At 72.1% G+C, this 13,557-nt stretch carries 12 protein-coding genes; 4 read left to right on the top strand and 8 right to left on the bottom strand.

Translation table 11 applies throughout. The features are described 5' to 3' along the window. Positions 1–153 precede the first annotated feature (153 nt). Together BKA05_RS08750 and metH are read right to left on the bottom strand one after the other, a co-directional pair. Complete coding sequence (locus tag BKA05_RS08750) at positions 154–840, bottom strand: HAD family hydrolase (protein WP_246289776.1); 687 nt, start codon at positions 838–840, stop codon at positions 154–156. Further along, entirely contained in the window at positions 833–4,573 is a 3,741-nt protein-coding gene (gene metH / locus BKA05_RS08755) for a methionine synthase (RefSeq protein WP_179531093.1), read from the bottom strand. Before metH ends, BKA05_RS08750 begins: the two co-directional genes overlap by 8 nt. Before the next feature lie 139 nt (positions 4,574–4,712). Here metH and BKA05_RS08760 point away from each other — a divergent pair, with 139 nt between their 5' ends. After that, complete coding sequence (locus BKA05_RS08760) at positions 4,713–5,561, top strand: PAC2 family protein (protein ID WP_179531094.1); 849 nt, start codon at positions 4,713–4,715, stop codon at positions 5,559–5,561. A gap of 20 nt (positions 5,562–5,581) precedes the next feature. Here BKA05_RS08760 and mshC read toward each other — a convergent pair whose 3' ends face one another. Genes mshC through BKA05_RS08780 form a run of 4 tightly spaced genes read right to left on the bottom strand, consistent with a single transcriptional unit; the run spans position 5,582 to position 8,955 of the window. Beyond that, a complete protein-coding gene (gene mshC / locus BKA05_RS08765) occupies positions 5,582–6,817 on the bottom strand; it encodes a cysteine--1-D-myo-inosityl 2-amino-2-deoxy-alpha-D-glucopyranoside ligase (RefSeq protein WP_179531095.1) in 1,236 nt (411 codons plus the stop codon). Positions 6,818–6,852: 35 nt separating this feature from the next. Then, positions 6,853–7,635 (bottom strand): SCO1664 family protein, encoded by a 783-nt coding sequence (locus BKA05_RS08770; protein ID WP_179531096.1) that lies wholly within the window; start codon positions 7,633–7,635, stop codon positions 6,853–6,855. An 11-nt stretch (positions 7,636–7,646) separates the two neighbouring features. Next, positions 7,647–8,225, bottom strand: coding sequence for a DUF3090 domain-containing protein (locus tag BKA05_RS08775; protein ID WP_179531097.1), 579 nt, complete (start codon positions 8,223–8,225; stop codon positions 7,647–7,649). A gap of 10 nt (positions 8,226–8,235) precedes the next feature. Then, positions 8,236–8,955, bottom strand: a complete 720-nt coding sequence (locus BKA05_RS08780) for a histidine phosphatase family protein (RefSeq protein ID WP_179531098.1) — start codon at positions 8,953–8,955, stop codon at positions 8,236–8,238. A gap of 42 nt (positions 8,956–8,997) precedes the next feature. Between BKA05_RS08780 and corA the strand changes: the two genes are divergently transcribed. Beyond that, entirely contained in the window at positions 8,998–9,978 is a 981-nt protein-coding gene (corA, locus tag BKA05_RS08785; protein WP_179531099.1) for a magnesium/cobalt transporter CorA, read from the top strand. A 111-nt stretch (positions 9,979–10,089) separates the two neighbouring features. Here corA and BKA05_RS08790 read toward each other — a convergent pair whose 3' ends face one another. Next, positions 10,090–10,914 carry an undecaprenyl-diphosphate phosphatase gene (locus BKA05_RS08790; RefSeq protein WP_179531100.1) on the bottom strand — a complete coding sequence of 275 codons (825 nt, stop codon included), beginning with the start codon at positions 10,912–10,914 and terminating at the stop codon, positions 10,090–10,092. A 74-nt stretch (positions 10,915–10,988) separates the two neighbouring features. On the opposite strand from BKA05_RS08790, the gene BKA05_RS08795 reads away from it, so the two are divergent. Together BKA05_RS08795 and BKA05_RS08800 are read left to right on the top strand one after the other, a co-directional pair. After that, positions 10,989–11,939 carry an aldo/keto reductase gene (locus BKA05_RS08795; protein ID WP_179531101.1) on the top strand — a complete coding sequence of 317 codons (951 nt, stop codon included), beginning with the start codon at positions 10,989–10,991 and terminating at the stop codon, positions 11,937–11,939. 58 nt (positions 11,940–11,997) lie between these two features. Next, positions 11,998–12,180, top strand: a complete 183-nt coding sequence (locus tag BKA05_RS08800; protein WP_179531102.1) for a DUF5703 family protein — start codon at positions 11,998–12,000, stop codon at positions 12,178–12,180. Here the strand turns inward: BKA05_RS08800 and BKA05_RS08805 are convergent, their stop codons facing one another. Next, entirely contained in the window at positions 12,181–13,515 is a 1,335-nt protein-coding gene (locus BKA05_RS08805; RefSeq protein ID WP_179531103.1) for a M20/M25/M40 family metallo-hydrolase, read from the bottom strand. Positions 13,516–13,557: the final 42 nt, after the last annotated feature.

A 13,557-nucleotide genomic window follows, 5' to 3' on the forward strand; every position in this document is an offset into this window, starting at 1 on the left:
CTGCGTGACCTCATCCTCGCCCAAGGTAAAGGGACGGCGCCACTTGTCCGGTGGTCCTAGCACCTGACCCACCCCGCGAGTAGTCACCGGTAGTCCGCCCGGGTGGCCGCCGGGTGGTCCCGTGCCCCGGTGCCCCGCGAGCATTCGACGCGGTCAGCCGCGGGCGGCGACCTCCGCCAGGACGGTGGCGACGTCGGCAGGGCCGAGACCCTGGAGCGTGGGGCGGAACACCCGGCGCGGGCCGTCCAGGACCGGGACGTGGTTCTCCACGACGAGCACGGCGCAGCCGGCCGCCTCGGCCGACTTGGCCCCGGTGTTGGAGTCCTCGATCGCGACGCAGTCCTGCGGGTCGAGCCCCAGGGAGGCGGCGGCGGTGAGGTACGGCTCCGGGTGGGGCTTGCCCCGCTCGACCTGGTCACCGGTGACGATGACCCGGAAGGTCTCGGCCGGCAGGTGCCGCAGAATCGGTGCCACGAACCGCTCGTAGGACATCGTGACCAGCGCGCAGGGCACGCCGGCGTCGCGCAGTGAGGCGAGCAGCTCGGGCGCCCCGGGCTGCCACGGCACGGACTCCTCGACGCGGGCGACCACGCCGTCGAGCAGCTCCTCGACCACCTCCGCAGGGCTCTGGGGCAGTCCCCAGGCCTCCTTGAGCACCCGGCCCGAGGAGAGCAGGTCGTTGCCGACCAGGGACAGCGCCTGCTCCTGGGACCAGGTGCCGCCGTACTTGTCGGCCATGGCGTGCTCCGTGGCGATCCAGTACGGCTCGGTGTCGACCAGCGTGCCGTCCATGTCCCACAGCACCGCCGCGGGCGCGGCGGAGGGCCGCGACTCAGTCATCGGGGTCGTAGCCGAGGTTCGGGGAGAGCCACTTCTCGGCCTCCTGCAGGCTCCAGCCCTTGCGCTCGGCGTACGCCGCCACCTGGTCGCGGCCCAGCCGCCCGACGACGAAGTACTGGCTCTCGGGGTGGCTGTAGTAGAGCCCTGACACCGAGGCGCCCGGCCACATCGCCATCGACTCCGTCAGCCGGATCCCGGTGCCGGCCTCGACGTCCATGAGGTCCCACAGCGTGGTCTTCTCGGTGTGGTCGGGGCAGGCCGGGTAGCCGGGTGCGGGGCGGATGCCGGTGTAGCGCTCCGCGATCAGGTCGTGGTTGCTGAGCGTCTCGTCCGCGGCGTGACCCCAGAACTCCGTGCGCACGCGCTGGTGCAGCCGCTCGGCGAAGGCCTCCGCCAGCCGGTCGGCCAGGGACTCGAGCAGGATCGCGTTGTAGTCGTCGAGGTCGTCCTTGAACGCCTGGACCCGCTCGGGGAGACCGATGCCGGCGGTGACGGCGAAGCCGCCCACGTGGTCGGCGAGCCCGGTCGAGGTGGGCGCCACGTAGTCGGCCAGCGAGCGGTTGGGGATGCCGTCGCGGTGCTTGCCCTGCTGGCGCAGCTGGTGCAGCACGGCACGCTGCTGGGTGCGGGAGTCGTCGGCCCACACGACGACGTCGTCGCCGTCACTGTTGGCAGGCCACAGGCCGTAGACGCCGCGGGCCGTCAGCCACTGCTCGGCGATGACCGTGTCCAGCATGGACTGTGCGTCGTCGTAGAGCTTGCGGGCGGCCTCGCCGTGGCTCGGCGAGTTCAGGATGTCGGGGAACTTCCCCTTCATCTCCCAGGCGTTGAAGAAGGGCTGCCAGTCGATGTACTCGCGCAGCTCGGCCAGGTCGTAGTCCTCGAGCAGGTGCACGCCGGGGGTCCGGGGCGCGGGAGGGACGTAGCCCTCCCAGTCGACCGGGGTCGCGTTCGCGACGGCCTCGGCGTAGGACAGCTGCGGGCGGTCGGACTTGGCGGCGTGCCGGGCGCGCAGGGCGTCGTAGTCCTCCTTGACGTCGGCGAGCAGGGTCTCGCGGCGCTGCGGGTTGAGCAGTGCCGAGACGGTCGGCACCGAGCGCGAGGCGTCCTTGACCCAGACCACCGGGCCGTCGTACTTCCGGTCGACCTTCACCGCGGTGTGGGCGCGCGAGGTGGTCGCGCCACCGATGAGCAGCGGGATCTCGAGGCCGAGGCGCTGCATCTCCGTCGCGAAGCCGACCATCTCGTCCAGGGACGGCGTGATCAGCCCGGAGAGCCCGATGACGTCCGCACTGTGCTCGGCGGCCGCGTCGAGGATCTTCTGCGCCGGCACCATCACCCCGAGGTCGATCACCTCGTAGTTGTTGCAGGCCAGCACCACGCCGACGATGTTCTTGCCGATGTCGTGGACGTCGCCCTTGACCGTGGCCAGCACCACCGTGCCGTTGGTGTCCTTCTGCGAGGCCAGCGCCGGGTTGGTCCGCTTCTCCTCCTCGATGAACGGGATGAGGTACGCGACGGCCTTCTTCATCACCCGCGCCGACTTCACGACCTGTGGGAGGAACATCTTCCCGGAGCCGAACAGGTCGCCGACGACGTCCATGCCGTCCATCAGCGGGCCCTCGATCACCTCGATGGGACGTCCCCCACGCTCGGTGATCTCGCGGCGCAGCTCCTCGGTGTCGGCCTCGACGTGGGCGTCGATGCCCTTGACCAGCGCGTGGGTGACCCGCTCCGCGACGGGGAGCTCGCGCCAGGCCTCCGTGACCGCCTCGGCCTGCTCACCGGCTCGGTTGTGGGCCTCGGCGACCTCCAGCAGCCGCTCGGCCGCGTCGGCGCGGCGGTTGAGGACGACGTCCTCGATCCGCTCGCGCAGCTCGGCGTCGACCTGGTCGTAGACCACCAGCGCCCCGGCGTTGACGATGCCCATGTCCAGGCCGGCCCGGATGGCGTGGAAGAGGAAGACCGCGTGGATCGCCTCGCGCACGGGGTTGTTGCCGCGGAAGGAGAAGGAGACGTTCGAGATGCCGCCGGACACCTTGGCGCCGGGGAGGTTCGCCTTGATCCACCGGGTGGCCTCGATGAAGTCCAGCCCGTAGCCGGCGTGCTCCTCGATGCCGGTGGCGACGGCGAAGACGTTGGGGTCGAAGACGATGTCCTCGGCGGGGAAGCCGACCTCGTCCACCAGCAGCCGGTAGGCCCGCTCGCAGATGGCCTTGCGACGCTCGAGGTTGTCGGCCTGGCCGTCCTCGTCGAAGGCCATGACGACGGCGGCGGCGCCGTACTTGCGGCACAGCCGGGCGTGCTCGAGGAAGGGCTCCTCGCCCTCCTTGAGCGAGATGGAGTTCACGATCGGCTTGCCCTGGACGGTCTTCAGACCCGCTTCGATGACCTCCCACTTCGAGGAGTCGACCATGAGCGGGACCCGGGAGATGTCGGGCTCGGAGGCCACCAGGCGCAGGAAGCGGTCCATGGCCGCGACGCCGTCGATCATGCCCTCGTCCATGTTGACGTCGATGACCTGCGCGCCGTTCTCGACCTGCTGGGCGGCCACCGAGAGGGCGGTGTCGTAGTCGCCGTCCTTGATCAGGTTGCGGAAGCGTGCCGAGCCCGTGATGTTGGTCCGCTCCCCCACGTTGACGAACAGGCTCGTCCCGTCGATGGTGAATGGCTCGAGGCCGGAGAGCCGCATCGCCGGCGGGATGGTCGGGACCTCACGACGCGGCAGTCCCTCGACCGCACCGGCGATGGCGCGGACGTGGTCGGGGGTGGTGCCGCAGCAGCCGCCGACGAGGTTGACCAGCCCGTCGTGGGCGAACTCGCGGATGATGGCGGCGGTCTCCTCGGCCGCCTCGTCGTACTCCCCGAAGGCGTTGGGCAGTCCCGCGTTGGGGTAGCAGGAGACGAACGTGTCGGCGATCCGGGAGAGCTCGGCGAGGTAGGGACGCATCTCCCGGGCGCCCAGCGCGCAGTTCAGCCCCACGGCCAGGGGGCGGGCGTGCCGGACGGAGTTCCAGAACGCCTCGGTGGTCTGGCCGGACAGGGTGCGGCCGGAGGCGTCGGTGATCGTGCCGGAGATGACCACCGGCCAGCGCCGGCCGGTCTCCTCGAACAACGTCTCGATCGCGAAGATCGCGGCCTTGGCGTTGAGGGTGTCGAAGATCGTCTCGACGAAGATCAGGTCGGCGCCGCCGTCGACGAGGCCACGGGCGGCCTCGAGGTAGGCCGGCACGAGGTCGTCCCAGGTGACGTTGCGGGCGGCCGGGTCGTTGACGTCGGGGCTGATCGAGGCCGTGCGGGTGGTGGGCCCCAGTGCCCCCGCGACGTACCGGGGCCGCTCGGGCGTGGCGACCTCGTCGGCCACGCGACGGGCCAGCCGGGCGGACTCGAGGTTGAGCTCGTAGGCGAGCTCCTCGAGGCCGTAGTCGCTCAACGAGACCGCGTTGGCGTTGAAGGTGTTCGTCTCGACGATGTCGGCGCCGGCCAGGAGGTACTCGCGGTGGATGCCGGCGATGATGTCGGGCTGGGTGATGGTCAGCAGGTCGTTGTTGCCCTGGAGGTCCTCGCCGGTCCAGTCCTTGAACCGCTCGCCGCGGTAGCCGGCCTCGTCGGGCCGGTCGCGCTGGATGGCGGTGCCCATGGCGCCGTCGATGACCAGGATCCGCTCCCTCAGCGCACGGCTGAGCTCCTCGGTGGCGTCGGGACGCCAGTCCTGGGTCGTCGCGGGGGTCATCGCTGGGCTCCTCTCGGGCGGACGGACCAGCCTAGGAACGCCGTACGACGCTGCGCGGCTCGTATCCAGATCCTGACACCGTGGCCGAGCGGCCCCGAAATCCTCGGAGCGGGGCCCACCGGGTGCCTAGGCTGGGTGGGTGATCGAGATCGACGACGCCCCGGACCTGGTGGACCCCATCGTCATCGCGGCCTTCGAGGGCTGGAACGACGCTGCGGACGCCGCCTCCTCGGTGGTGGACCACCTGATCCGGGTGTGGGGTGCCCGGATCGTGGGTGCCGTCGACCCCGAGGACTTCTACGACTTCCAGGTCAACCGGCCCGTCGTCGGCAGCGACGAGCGCGGTCACCGGCGGATCACCTGGCCGACCACCCAGATCGCGGTCGCCTCTCCCCCGGACCTCGCGCGCGACGTCATCCTGATCCGTGGCATCGAGCCGAACATGCGCTGGCGGCAGTTCTGCGCCGAGCTGCTGGCCGCGACCGACGAGCTCGGGGGCGAGCTGGTCGTGACGCTGGGGGCGTTGCTCGCCGACACCCCGCACACCCGACCGATCCCCGTCACGGGCACCGCCACCGAGCCCGAGCTGGTGGACCGGCTCAAGCTCGAGCAGTCGACCTACGAGGGACCCACCGGCATCGTGGGCGTCTTCCAGGACGCCTGCGTGCGCGTGGACATGCCGGCGGTGTCCTACTGGGCGGCGGTCCCCCACTACGTGGCCCAGCCGCCGTGCCCCAAGGCCACGCTGGCGCTGATCGGCCAGATCGAGGACCTGCTGGAGATCTCGATCCCGCTGGGCGACCTCCCCGAGGACGCCCGCGCCTGGGAGCGCGGCGTCGACGAGCTCGCCGAGGAGGACGAGGACGTCGCCGACTACGTCCGCTCGCTGGAGGAGACCCGCGACACGACCGACCTGCCGGAGGCCTCCGGCGAGGCGATCGCGCGCGAGTTCGAGCGGTACCTCAAGCGCCGCGGCGAGGACGACTGACCCCGCCGGGGGGTCCCCCGCTAGAGCGACAGCCCGAGCGCGGCGTCCAGGAGCGCGTGGATGCGCACCGCGGCGTCGGGGTCGGAGGTGTCGGCGAGTCCGTGGGTGCCGAGGGTGGCATCCACCCAGGCGTCGACCAGCTGGACCGCCCGCGGGGCGTCGAGGTCGTCGGCCAGGGCGGCCAGCACACCGGTGACCACGGGCTCGGCGGCCGCGCCGGCGCCCAGGGCCAGCGCGCGGCGCCACCGATCGAGGGTGTCGACCTGGTCGAACAGCTCGGCGTCGGTCCACTCCCAGTCGCTGCGGTAGTGGTGGCGCAGCAGGGTGAGTCGGATGGCCATCGGGTCGACGTCGGAGTTGCGCAGCGCCGAGACGAAGACCAGGTTGCCGCGCGACTTCGACATCTTCTCGCCGTCGTAGCCGACCATGCCGGCGTGGGCGTAGGCCTTGGCGAACGGCGTGCCGGTGGCGACGTGGGCGTGCCCCGCACACATCTCGTGGTGCGGGAAGACCAGGTCGGAGCCCCCGCCCTGGACGTCGAGCGTGCCGCCGAGGTGCTCCCAGGCGATGGCCGTGCACTCGACGTGCCACCCGGGCCGGCCGGGACCGAACGGGCTGGGCCACGACGGCTCGCCCTCACGCTCGGCGCGCCACACCAGACAGTCCAGCGGGTCCTTCTTGCCGGGCCGGTCGGGGTCGCCGCCGCGCTCGGGGAAGATCTCCAGCATCGCCTCGCGGTCCAGCCCGGACTCGGCGCCGAAGGCCGGGTCGGCGGTGACGGAGAAGTAGAGGTCGTCGTCCACGCGGTAGACCGCCCCGGCCGCCTCCATGCGCTCGATCAGGTCGATGACCAGCGGGATGGACTCCACGGCCCCGGTGTAGTGCGCCGGCGGGAGCACCCGCAGCGCGGTCATGTCCTGGCGGAACAGCTCGGTCTCGCGCTCGGCGAGCTCCACCCAGTCGACCTTCACCTTGGTCGCCCGCTCCAGCAGCGGGTCGTCGACGTCGGTGACGTTCTGGACGTAGGTCACCTGGTGGCCGGCGTTGCGCCACGCCCGGTGCAGCAGGTCGAAGCCGACGTAGGTGGCCGCATGGCCCATGTGGGTCGCGTCGTAGGGGGTGATGCCGCACACGTAGAGCCGGGCGGGGCCCTCGGGCTCCAGCACCAGACGACCGCCGGAGGCGGTGTCGTGCAGGGAGACCGGCGGGGCCACGACCCGCAGGTCCGGGAGGTCGGGAGCAGGCCAGGCGCGCATGGGCCCGAGCCTAGACGGAGTGCGGCGAGCTGCGGTCAGAAGGGCGGCCACGGGATCGCCGGGCCGTCACCGCCGGGCCCGGGGAGGACACCCCGGGCGAGCAGGCGCTCGCTGCGGCGCAGGAGCGCCTCGACCTCGGGGTCGTCCAGCAGACCGCCGAGCGTGGTGCCGAGGTCCGCGGCCACGGCGTCACGGACCCGCGCCACCCCGTCGCGCTCTTGGTCGGTGAGCGGCTGACCCGTCCAGCCCCAGAGCACGGTGCGCAGCTTCGGCTCGGCGTGGAAGGCGATGCCGTGGTCGATGGCCCAACGATGGCCGTCGGCGGCCTCGAGGACGTGACCGCCCTTGCGGTCAGCGTTGTTGAGCAGCACGTCGAGCACGGCGATGCGGCGCAGTGCCGGGGTGTCCTCGTGGACGAGCGAGATCGGGCGGTCCGCGGCGTCGTACCCGTCGAAGACGTGGAGGTAGCCGTGCGGCACGCTGCCGGCCTCGACCAGCGTCACCGCCTCCTGGGCCTCGTCGGGCTCCTGCCAGGCCTGCAGCATGCCGGGCCCGTGCGGCCCGTCGGCCAGCCACGTCTGGGGCACCGGGTTGCAGAAGGCGTGGCCGGCGAAGGCCCGGCCGACGAGGTACGCCGCGACCTCGCGCCGGGCGAGCACGGCACCCGGGAAGTCCCACAGCGGCCGCTCACCGGCGATGGGCTTGTAGACGACACGCACCTCACCGTCGCCCGTGGTGATGCTCCCGACGAAGGTCGCGTTGGAGGCGGGCATGACGCGTCCGTCGAGGACCAGCTCGCCGACCGGCACCGCCCCCATGGCGCCCACGCTCAGACCGGGTCGCGCCGACGGAAGCCGTTGGCCCGGACGCACAGGTGCCCGTCGGGATCGATCGGGTTGCCGCAGAAGGGACAGGTCGGCCGCCCGGCGCCCAGCACGCTCTCGCTGCGGGCGACGAAGGCCCGCGCCAGCCCCGGGGGCATCCGCACCAGCAGCACCTCGTCGGGCTCCGGCTCCTCGAAGTCCTCGTCGAGCTGGTCGGGAGTGACCACGGCCGCCTCGGTGTAGGGGAAGACCTCCACGACCACCCGCTCGTCGTCGGGGTCCCACGACAGGGTCATCGTGCCGGCGCGGAACTCCTCCTCGATCGGCTGCTCCAGGGGGGCGTTGTCCTGCAGGCCGACGGGCGCCACCGCGGGGACGACGGTGCCGGCGGACTCGCTGGCCATCACCTCGTCGAGGAGCTCGTCGATCCGCTCCGCCAAGGCCGCCACCTGCTGCTTCTCCAGGGCGACGCTGACCAGGCGGGTGCCGCTGCGCGCCTGCAGGAAGAAGGTGCGCGAGCCCGGCGGGCCGACGGTGCCCGCGACGAAGCGCTCGGGCGGGTCGAAGCCGTGGACGAGAGCCATGCCGACCAGCCTAGGGGTGCGCCCCAGTGCCCTGCTCCCCCGGACCCGCTCCCCCACCGACCGCCGCGTCGGGCGCGGCCGGGGCGTGGGCCGGCGGCACCAGCCAGGACAGGTCGCCCTCGTGGGTGTTGCTGGCCAGGACGTAGGGACGCTGGTCGGTGTAGCGCACGATCGACAACGACGCCGGGTCCACCGAGATCCGCTGGAAGAGGTCCAGGTGCATGCCCAGGGCGTCGGCGAGCACCGACTTGATGATGTCGCCGTGGCTGACCGCCACCCAGACCGCGCCGGGACCGTGCTCGGCCTCGACCTCGGCGTCGTGGCGGCGTACCGCCTCGACCGCACGCGCCTGCATCGCCGACATCGACTCACCCCCGGGGAACGCCGCCGCCGAGGGGTGGGCCTGCACCGTGCGCCAGAGCGGCTCCTTCGCCAGCTCCTTGAGCGTGCGGCCCTGCCACTCGCCGTAGTCGCACTCGGTGATGCCGCGCTCGGTCAGCAGCGGTGGCTCGGTGGGCTGCGCTGCCAGGACGGCACGGGTCGTCTGCTTGCAGCGCTCCAGCGGGCTGCTGACGACCCGCGCCAGCGGGACACCGGCGAGCCGGGTGCCGGCCCGGTCGGCCTGACCCCGGCCCAGCTCGTCGAGGCGGACCCCCGGGGTGCGACCGGCCAGCACGCCCGAGGCGTTGGCGGTGGTCCGGCCGTGGCGGAGCAGGACGACGGTGGCCATGGGGCGACTGTAGCCAGCGCCCGGGGACCGTAGCCTCGTGCCGTGATCGTCGACAGCGCGCTGTACCGGCACGGCACCCGCGTCGTGCCCGACGGGGAACCCCACGACTACGCGGGCCTGCGAGCCCGCGCGGCGCAGGAGGACGGGTTCGTCTGGGTGGGCCTGCACGAGCCGAGCGAGCAGGAGCTGGCCGAGGTGGCCGAGGCGTTCGGGCTGCACGACCTGGCCATCGAGGACGCGGTGAAGGCGCACCAGCGGCCCAAGCTGGAGCGGTACGACGACAACCTCTTCCTGGTGCTGAAGACGCTCTGGTACGTCGACGAGCACGACGCCGTCGAGACCGGCGAGATCAGCATCTTCTGGGGCGCCGACTTCGTCGTCACGGTCCGGCACGGTCGCGGCAGCGGGCTGACCGCCGCCCGCGAGGGACTCGAGGGAGACACCCGCGTCCTGGAGCACGGACCCGCGGCGGTGGTCTACGCGGTGTGCGACCGCGTGGTCGACGAGTACGTCGAGGTGGTCGACGACCTGCAGGTCGACGTGGACGAGGTGGAGGCGTCGGTGTTCTCCGAGGAGCGCACCGACGACTCGGCCCGCATCTACGCGTTGAAGCGGGAGATCGCCGAGGTACGCCGCGCGGTGCTGCCCCTGCGGGAGCCGATGGCCCGCTTCGCCGCCGGCCAGGTCCGCGAGGTCGACGACGCCGCCGCCCCGTTCTTCCGCGACGTGCTGGACCACCTGGCCCGCACCGCCGAGGACGTCGACACCCTCGACGGGCTGCTCTCGACCGCCTTCGACGCCCACGTCGCCCGCATCTCGATGCAGCAGAACGACGACATGCGCAAGATCTCCGCCGGTGCCGCCCTGGTCGTCGTGCCGACCCTCATCGCGGGGGTCTACGGGATGAACTTCACCCACATGCCCGAGCTCGGCTGGACCTACGGCTACCCGTTCTCCCTGCTGCTGATGGGCGGGGTGTCGGGATTGCTGTGGTGGTTCTTCCGGCGGTCCGGGTGGCTGTAGCGAGACTCCGGGTCCTCTGCTGGCCACCTCTGCCGGCCCCCCCTTGTGGAGGTCCAGGCCGGCACCAGGTGCCGAGCCGGACCTCCAGAGCTGCGCGGGTGGGCGAGGCGCTCAGGCCGTGAGGACGCCCGAAGACAGCAGCGCCAGCACGGCACCACCGAGGACGACCCGGTAGACCACGAACGGCGTGTAGGTGCGGGTCGTGACCCACTTCAGGAGCCAGGCGATGACGGCGTACCCGACGACGAAGGAGACGATCGTCGCGACCAGGGTGGGGCCCCAGCCGTAGGAGTTGTCACCGTGCGGGATCTCCTTGAGCTCGAAGAGACCGGCGCCGACGACCGCGGGGATCGCGAGCAGGAAGGCGTAGCGGGTGGCGGCGGCACGCTCGTAGCCGAGCAGGCGCCCCATGGAGAGCGTCGCGCCCGAGCGGGACACACCGGGGACGAGCGCACAGGCCTGGGCGACGCCCATGAGCACCGCGTCGCGCAGCGTCAGCTTCCGGATCTCCTTCTCGTTGCGGCCGAACCGGTCGGCCAGGCCGAGCAGGACGCCGAAGACGATGAGCGTGCAGCCGACGATCCACAGGCTGCGGAAGTCCTGCTCGATCACGTCCTTGAGGGCGATCCCCAGCACCACGATCGGCAGCGAGCCGACGATGATGAACCAGCCCATGCGGGCGTCGAGGTGACCGCGGTACTCCGCCTGGAACAGCGAGCGCACCCAGGTGCTGCCGATGCGCCAGATGTCCTCGCGGAAGTAGACGAGCACCGCGAGCTCGGTGCCGATCTGGACGACGGCGGTGAACGCCGCGCCCGGGTCGCCCCAGCCGAACAGCTCGGGATAGATGCGCAGGTGGGCGCTGCTGGAGATCGGCAGGAACTCGGTGAGTCCCTGCAGGGTCCCGAGCACGACGGCCTTGAGGAGGTCGAGCACGGACAGCAAGCCTAGGGGGTGCCTCCGGCGAGCCGTCGGCGGCACGAGCCAGCGGTCCCGATAGGTTACCGCCCATGCAGCAGCGATCCGTCGGCAGCACCGGGCTGCGGGTCTCCCGACTGGGGCTCGGGACGATGACCTGGGGCCGTGACACCGACGAGCACGAGGCCCGCGACCAGCTGATCGCCTTCGTGGAGGCCGGCGGGACCCTGGTGGACACGGCGGCGGCGTACGCCGAGGGCCGCTCGGAGGAGCTGCTCGGCTCCCTGCTGGGCGACGTCGCGCACCGCGACGAGCTGGTGGTCGCGACCAAGGCGGCCATCAGCGCACGCGACGGACGCACCCACGTCAACGCCTCGCGCGGGGCGTTGCTCTCCACCCTCGACGCCTCGCTGCGTCGGCTGGACGTCGACCACGTCGACCTGTGGCAGGTGCACACCTGGGACCCGCGCACCCCGGTCGAGGAGACGCTCAGCGCGCTCGACCTCGCGGTGAGCAGCGGCCGGGCGGCGTACGTCGGCATCTCCAACTACACCGGATGGCAGACCGCCCAGGCGGCCACCTGGCAGGCGGCCGTGCCGGGTCGGGTGGCGCTGGCCTCGACCCAGGTGGAGTACTCGCTGGTCAACCGGGCCGTCGAGCACGAGGTGCTGCCGGCCGCGGCCGCCACCGGCCTCGGCGTCCTGCCGTGGTCCCCGCTCGGGCGCGGCGTCCTGACCGGCAAGTACCGCACCGGCACGCCGGCGGACTCCCGGGCGGCGACCAGCCAGTTCTCCCGGTTCGTCCAGCCCTACCTCGACGACGAGCGGACCATGGCGGTCGTCGAGGCCGTCTGCCGCGCCGCCGAGGGCCTGGACCTCTCACCGGTCCAGGTGGCCCTGGCGTGGGTCCGCGACCGGCCCGGGGTGACCGCGCCTATCGTGGGAGCGCGGACCGCCGCCCAGCTGCGGACCGCCCTCAGCGTCGAGGACCTCACCCTGCCGCCCGAGATCGTGGCGGCACTGGACGACGTGAGCGCCGACTGACGCTCGCCGCTGACAGGGAGGGCCGATGAGAGCCGATCGCAGACCGCCCCGTCCCGGAGTGGAGTGGGAGTTCGCCCAGGTGGCGTTCTCCCGCGAGCTGAGCCGCGGCGTCGTCGCCAAGCTGCTCGTCGAGCGTGCCGAGCACGGCGGCTGGGAGCTGGACCGGGTGCGGATCGGCAACGACGGCATCCGCCGGGTCGTCCTGCGCCGCAAGATCATCCGGGCGGTGCGGACCGCCTGATCACACCTGGTCGAGGAATCGGTCGAACACCCGGGCGCCGAACTCCAGGGCGTCCACGGGGACCCGCTCGTCGACGCCGTGGAACAGCGCGGTGAAGTCGAGGTCGGCGGGCAGCCGCAGCGGGGCGAACCCGTAGGAGCGCATGCCGAGCTTGCGGAAGTGCTTGGCGTCGGTGCCACCGGACATGAGGTACGGCGCGACGATGCCCTCGGGGTCCTCGGCGAGGATGGAGCGGTTCATCGCGGCGACGAGGTCACCGTCGTACGGCGTCTCCCAGGGCTGCTGGTGGGAGACGAAGTCGATGTCGATCCCCTCCCCGGTGAGCTCAGCGAGGGTGGCGAAGAACTCGTCCTCGAAGCCGGGGAGGAACCTGCCGTCGACGTGCGCGGTCGCCTCGGTCGGGATCACGTTCACCTTGTATCCGGCGTCGAGCATCGTGGGGTTGGTGGTGTTGGAGATGACCGCACCGAGCATCCGTGCCGCTCCCCCGAACTCCTCGATCAGGTCGCGGGCGTTCTCCGGGGTGGCCTGCGTCCCGGCGAGGTCGGCGACGGTGGCGAGCAGGACCTCCATCGTGGGGGTCAGTCGCACCGGCCACTCGTGGGCGCCGATCCGCGCCACCGCGGCGGTCAGCCGGGAGACGGCGTTGTCGGTGTTGATCATCGACCCGTGACCGGCCCGGCCCCGGGCCGTGAGCTTCATCCAGGCCATGCCCTTCTCGGCGGCCTCGACGAGGTAGACGCGGCGCCCGCGGACCGTGGTGGAGAACCCGCCCACCTCGCCGACGGCCTCGGTGCAGCCCTCGAGCAGCTCGGGGTGGTCCTCCACGATGACCTGGGCGCCATGGTGGCCGCCGGCCTCCTCGTCGGCGGTGAAGCAGAGCACCACCGGCCGGTCGGGCACCTGCCCGGCGCGGGTGCGCGCGCGCACCACGCTCAGCAGCATCGCGTCGAAGTCCTTCATGTCGACCGCTCCGCGACCCCAGACATATCCGTCCTGGACCTCGCCGGAGAACGGGTCGACCTGCCAGTCCTCGGCGGCCGCCGGCACGACGTCGAGGTGGCCGTGCAGGAGCAGGGCGTCGCGGTCGCTGGAGGTGTCGCCCCAGCGGGCGACGATGCTGGTGCGACCCGGCGTGCCCTCCACGACGGTGGACTTGATCCCCACCTCGTCCAGGAGCGTTGCGACGTGCTCGGCGGCCTTGCGCTCGCCCGGCCCCTCGGCCTCGCCGTAGTTGGAGGTGTCGATGCGGATCAGGTCGCGACACAGCTCCACGACCTCCCCGGCGGGGTCGTAGTCGCGCGGTCCGTGGGCGTCCGAGTGGGGCGTCGACATGCCCTCCAGCATGGCATCACCGCCGAAGCGGTCCCGATGCGG

Origin of the sequence: Nocardioides marinus (assembly GCF_013408145.1) — a bacterium.
Lineage (GTDB): Bacteria > Actinomycetota > Actinomycetes > Propionibacteriales > Nocardioidaceae > Nocardioides > Nocardioides marinus.

Excerpts from the sequence above, each read along its gene's own strand:
- BKA05_RS08805 (WP_179531103.1), bottom strand. The coding sequence starts at position 13,515 with ATGTCGACGCCCCACTCGGACGCCCACGGACCGCGCGACTACGACCCC.
- mshC (WP_179531095.1), bottom strand. The coding sequence starts at position 6,817 with ATGCGCGCCTGGCCTGCTCCCGACCTCCCGGACCTGCGGGTCGTGGCC.
- BKA05_RS08780 (WP_179531098.1), bottom strand. The coding sequence starts at position 8,955 with ATGGCCACCGTCGTCCTGCTCCGCCACGGCCGGACCACCGCCAACGCC.
- BKA05_RS08775 (WP_179531097.1), bottom strand. The coding sequence starts at position 8,225 with ATGGCTCTCGTCCACGGCTTCGACCCGCCCGAGCGCTTCGTCGCGGGC.
- BKA05_RS08750 (WP_246289776.1), bottom strand. The coding sequence starts at position 840 with ATGACTGAGTCGCGGCCCTCCGCCGCGCCCGCGGCGGTGCTGTGGGAC.
- metH (WP_179531093.1), bottom strand. The coding sequence starts at position 4,573 with ATGACCCCCGCGACGACCCAGGACTGGCGTCCCGACGCCACCGAGGAG.
- BKA05_RS08770 (WP_179531096.1), bottom strand. The coding sequence starts at position 7,635 with ATGGGGGCGGTGCCGGTCGGCGAGCTGGTCCTCGACGGACGCGTCATG.
- BKA05_RS08795 (WP_179531101.1), top strand. The coding sequence starts at position 10,989 with ATGCAGCAGCGATCCGTCGGCAGCACCGGGCTGCGGGTCTCCCGACTG.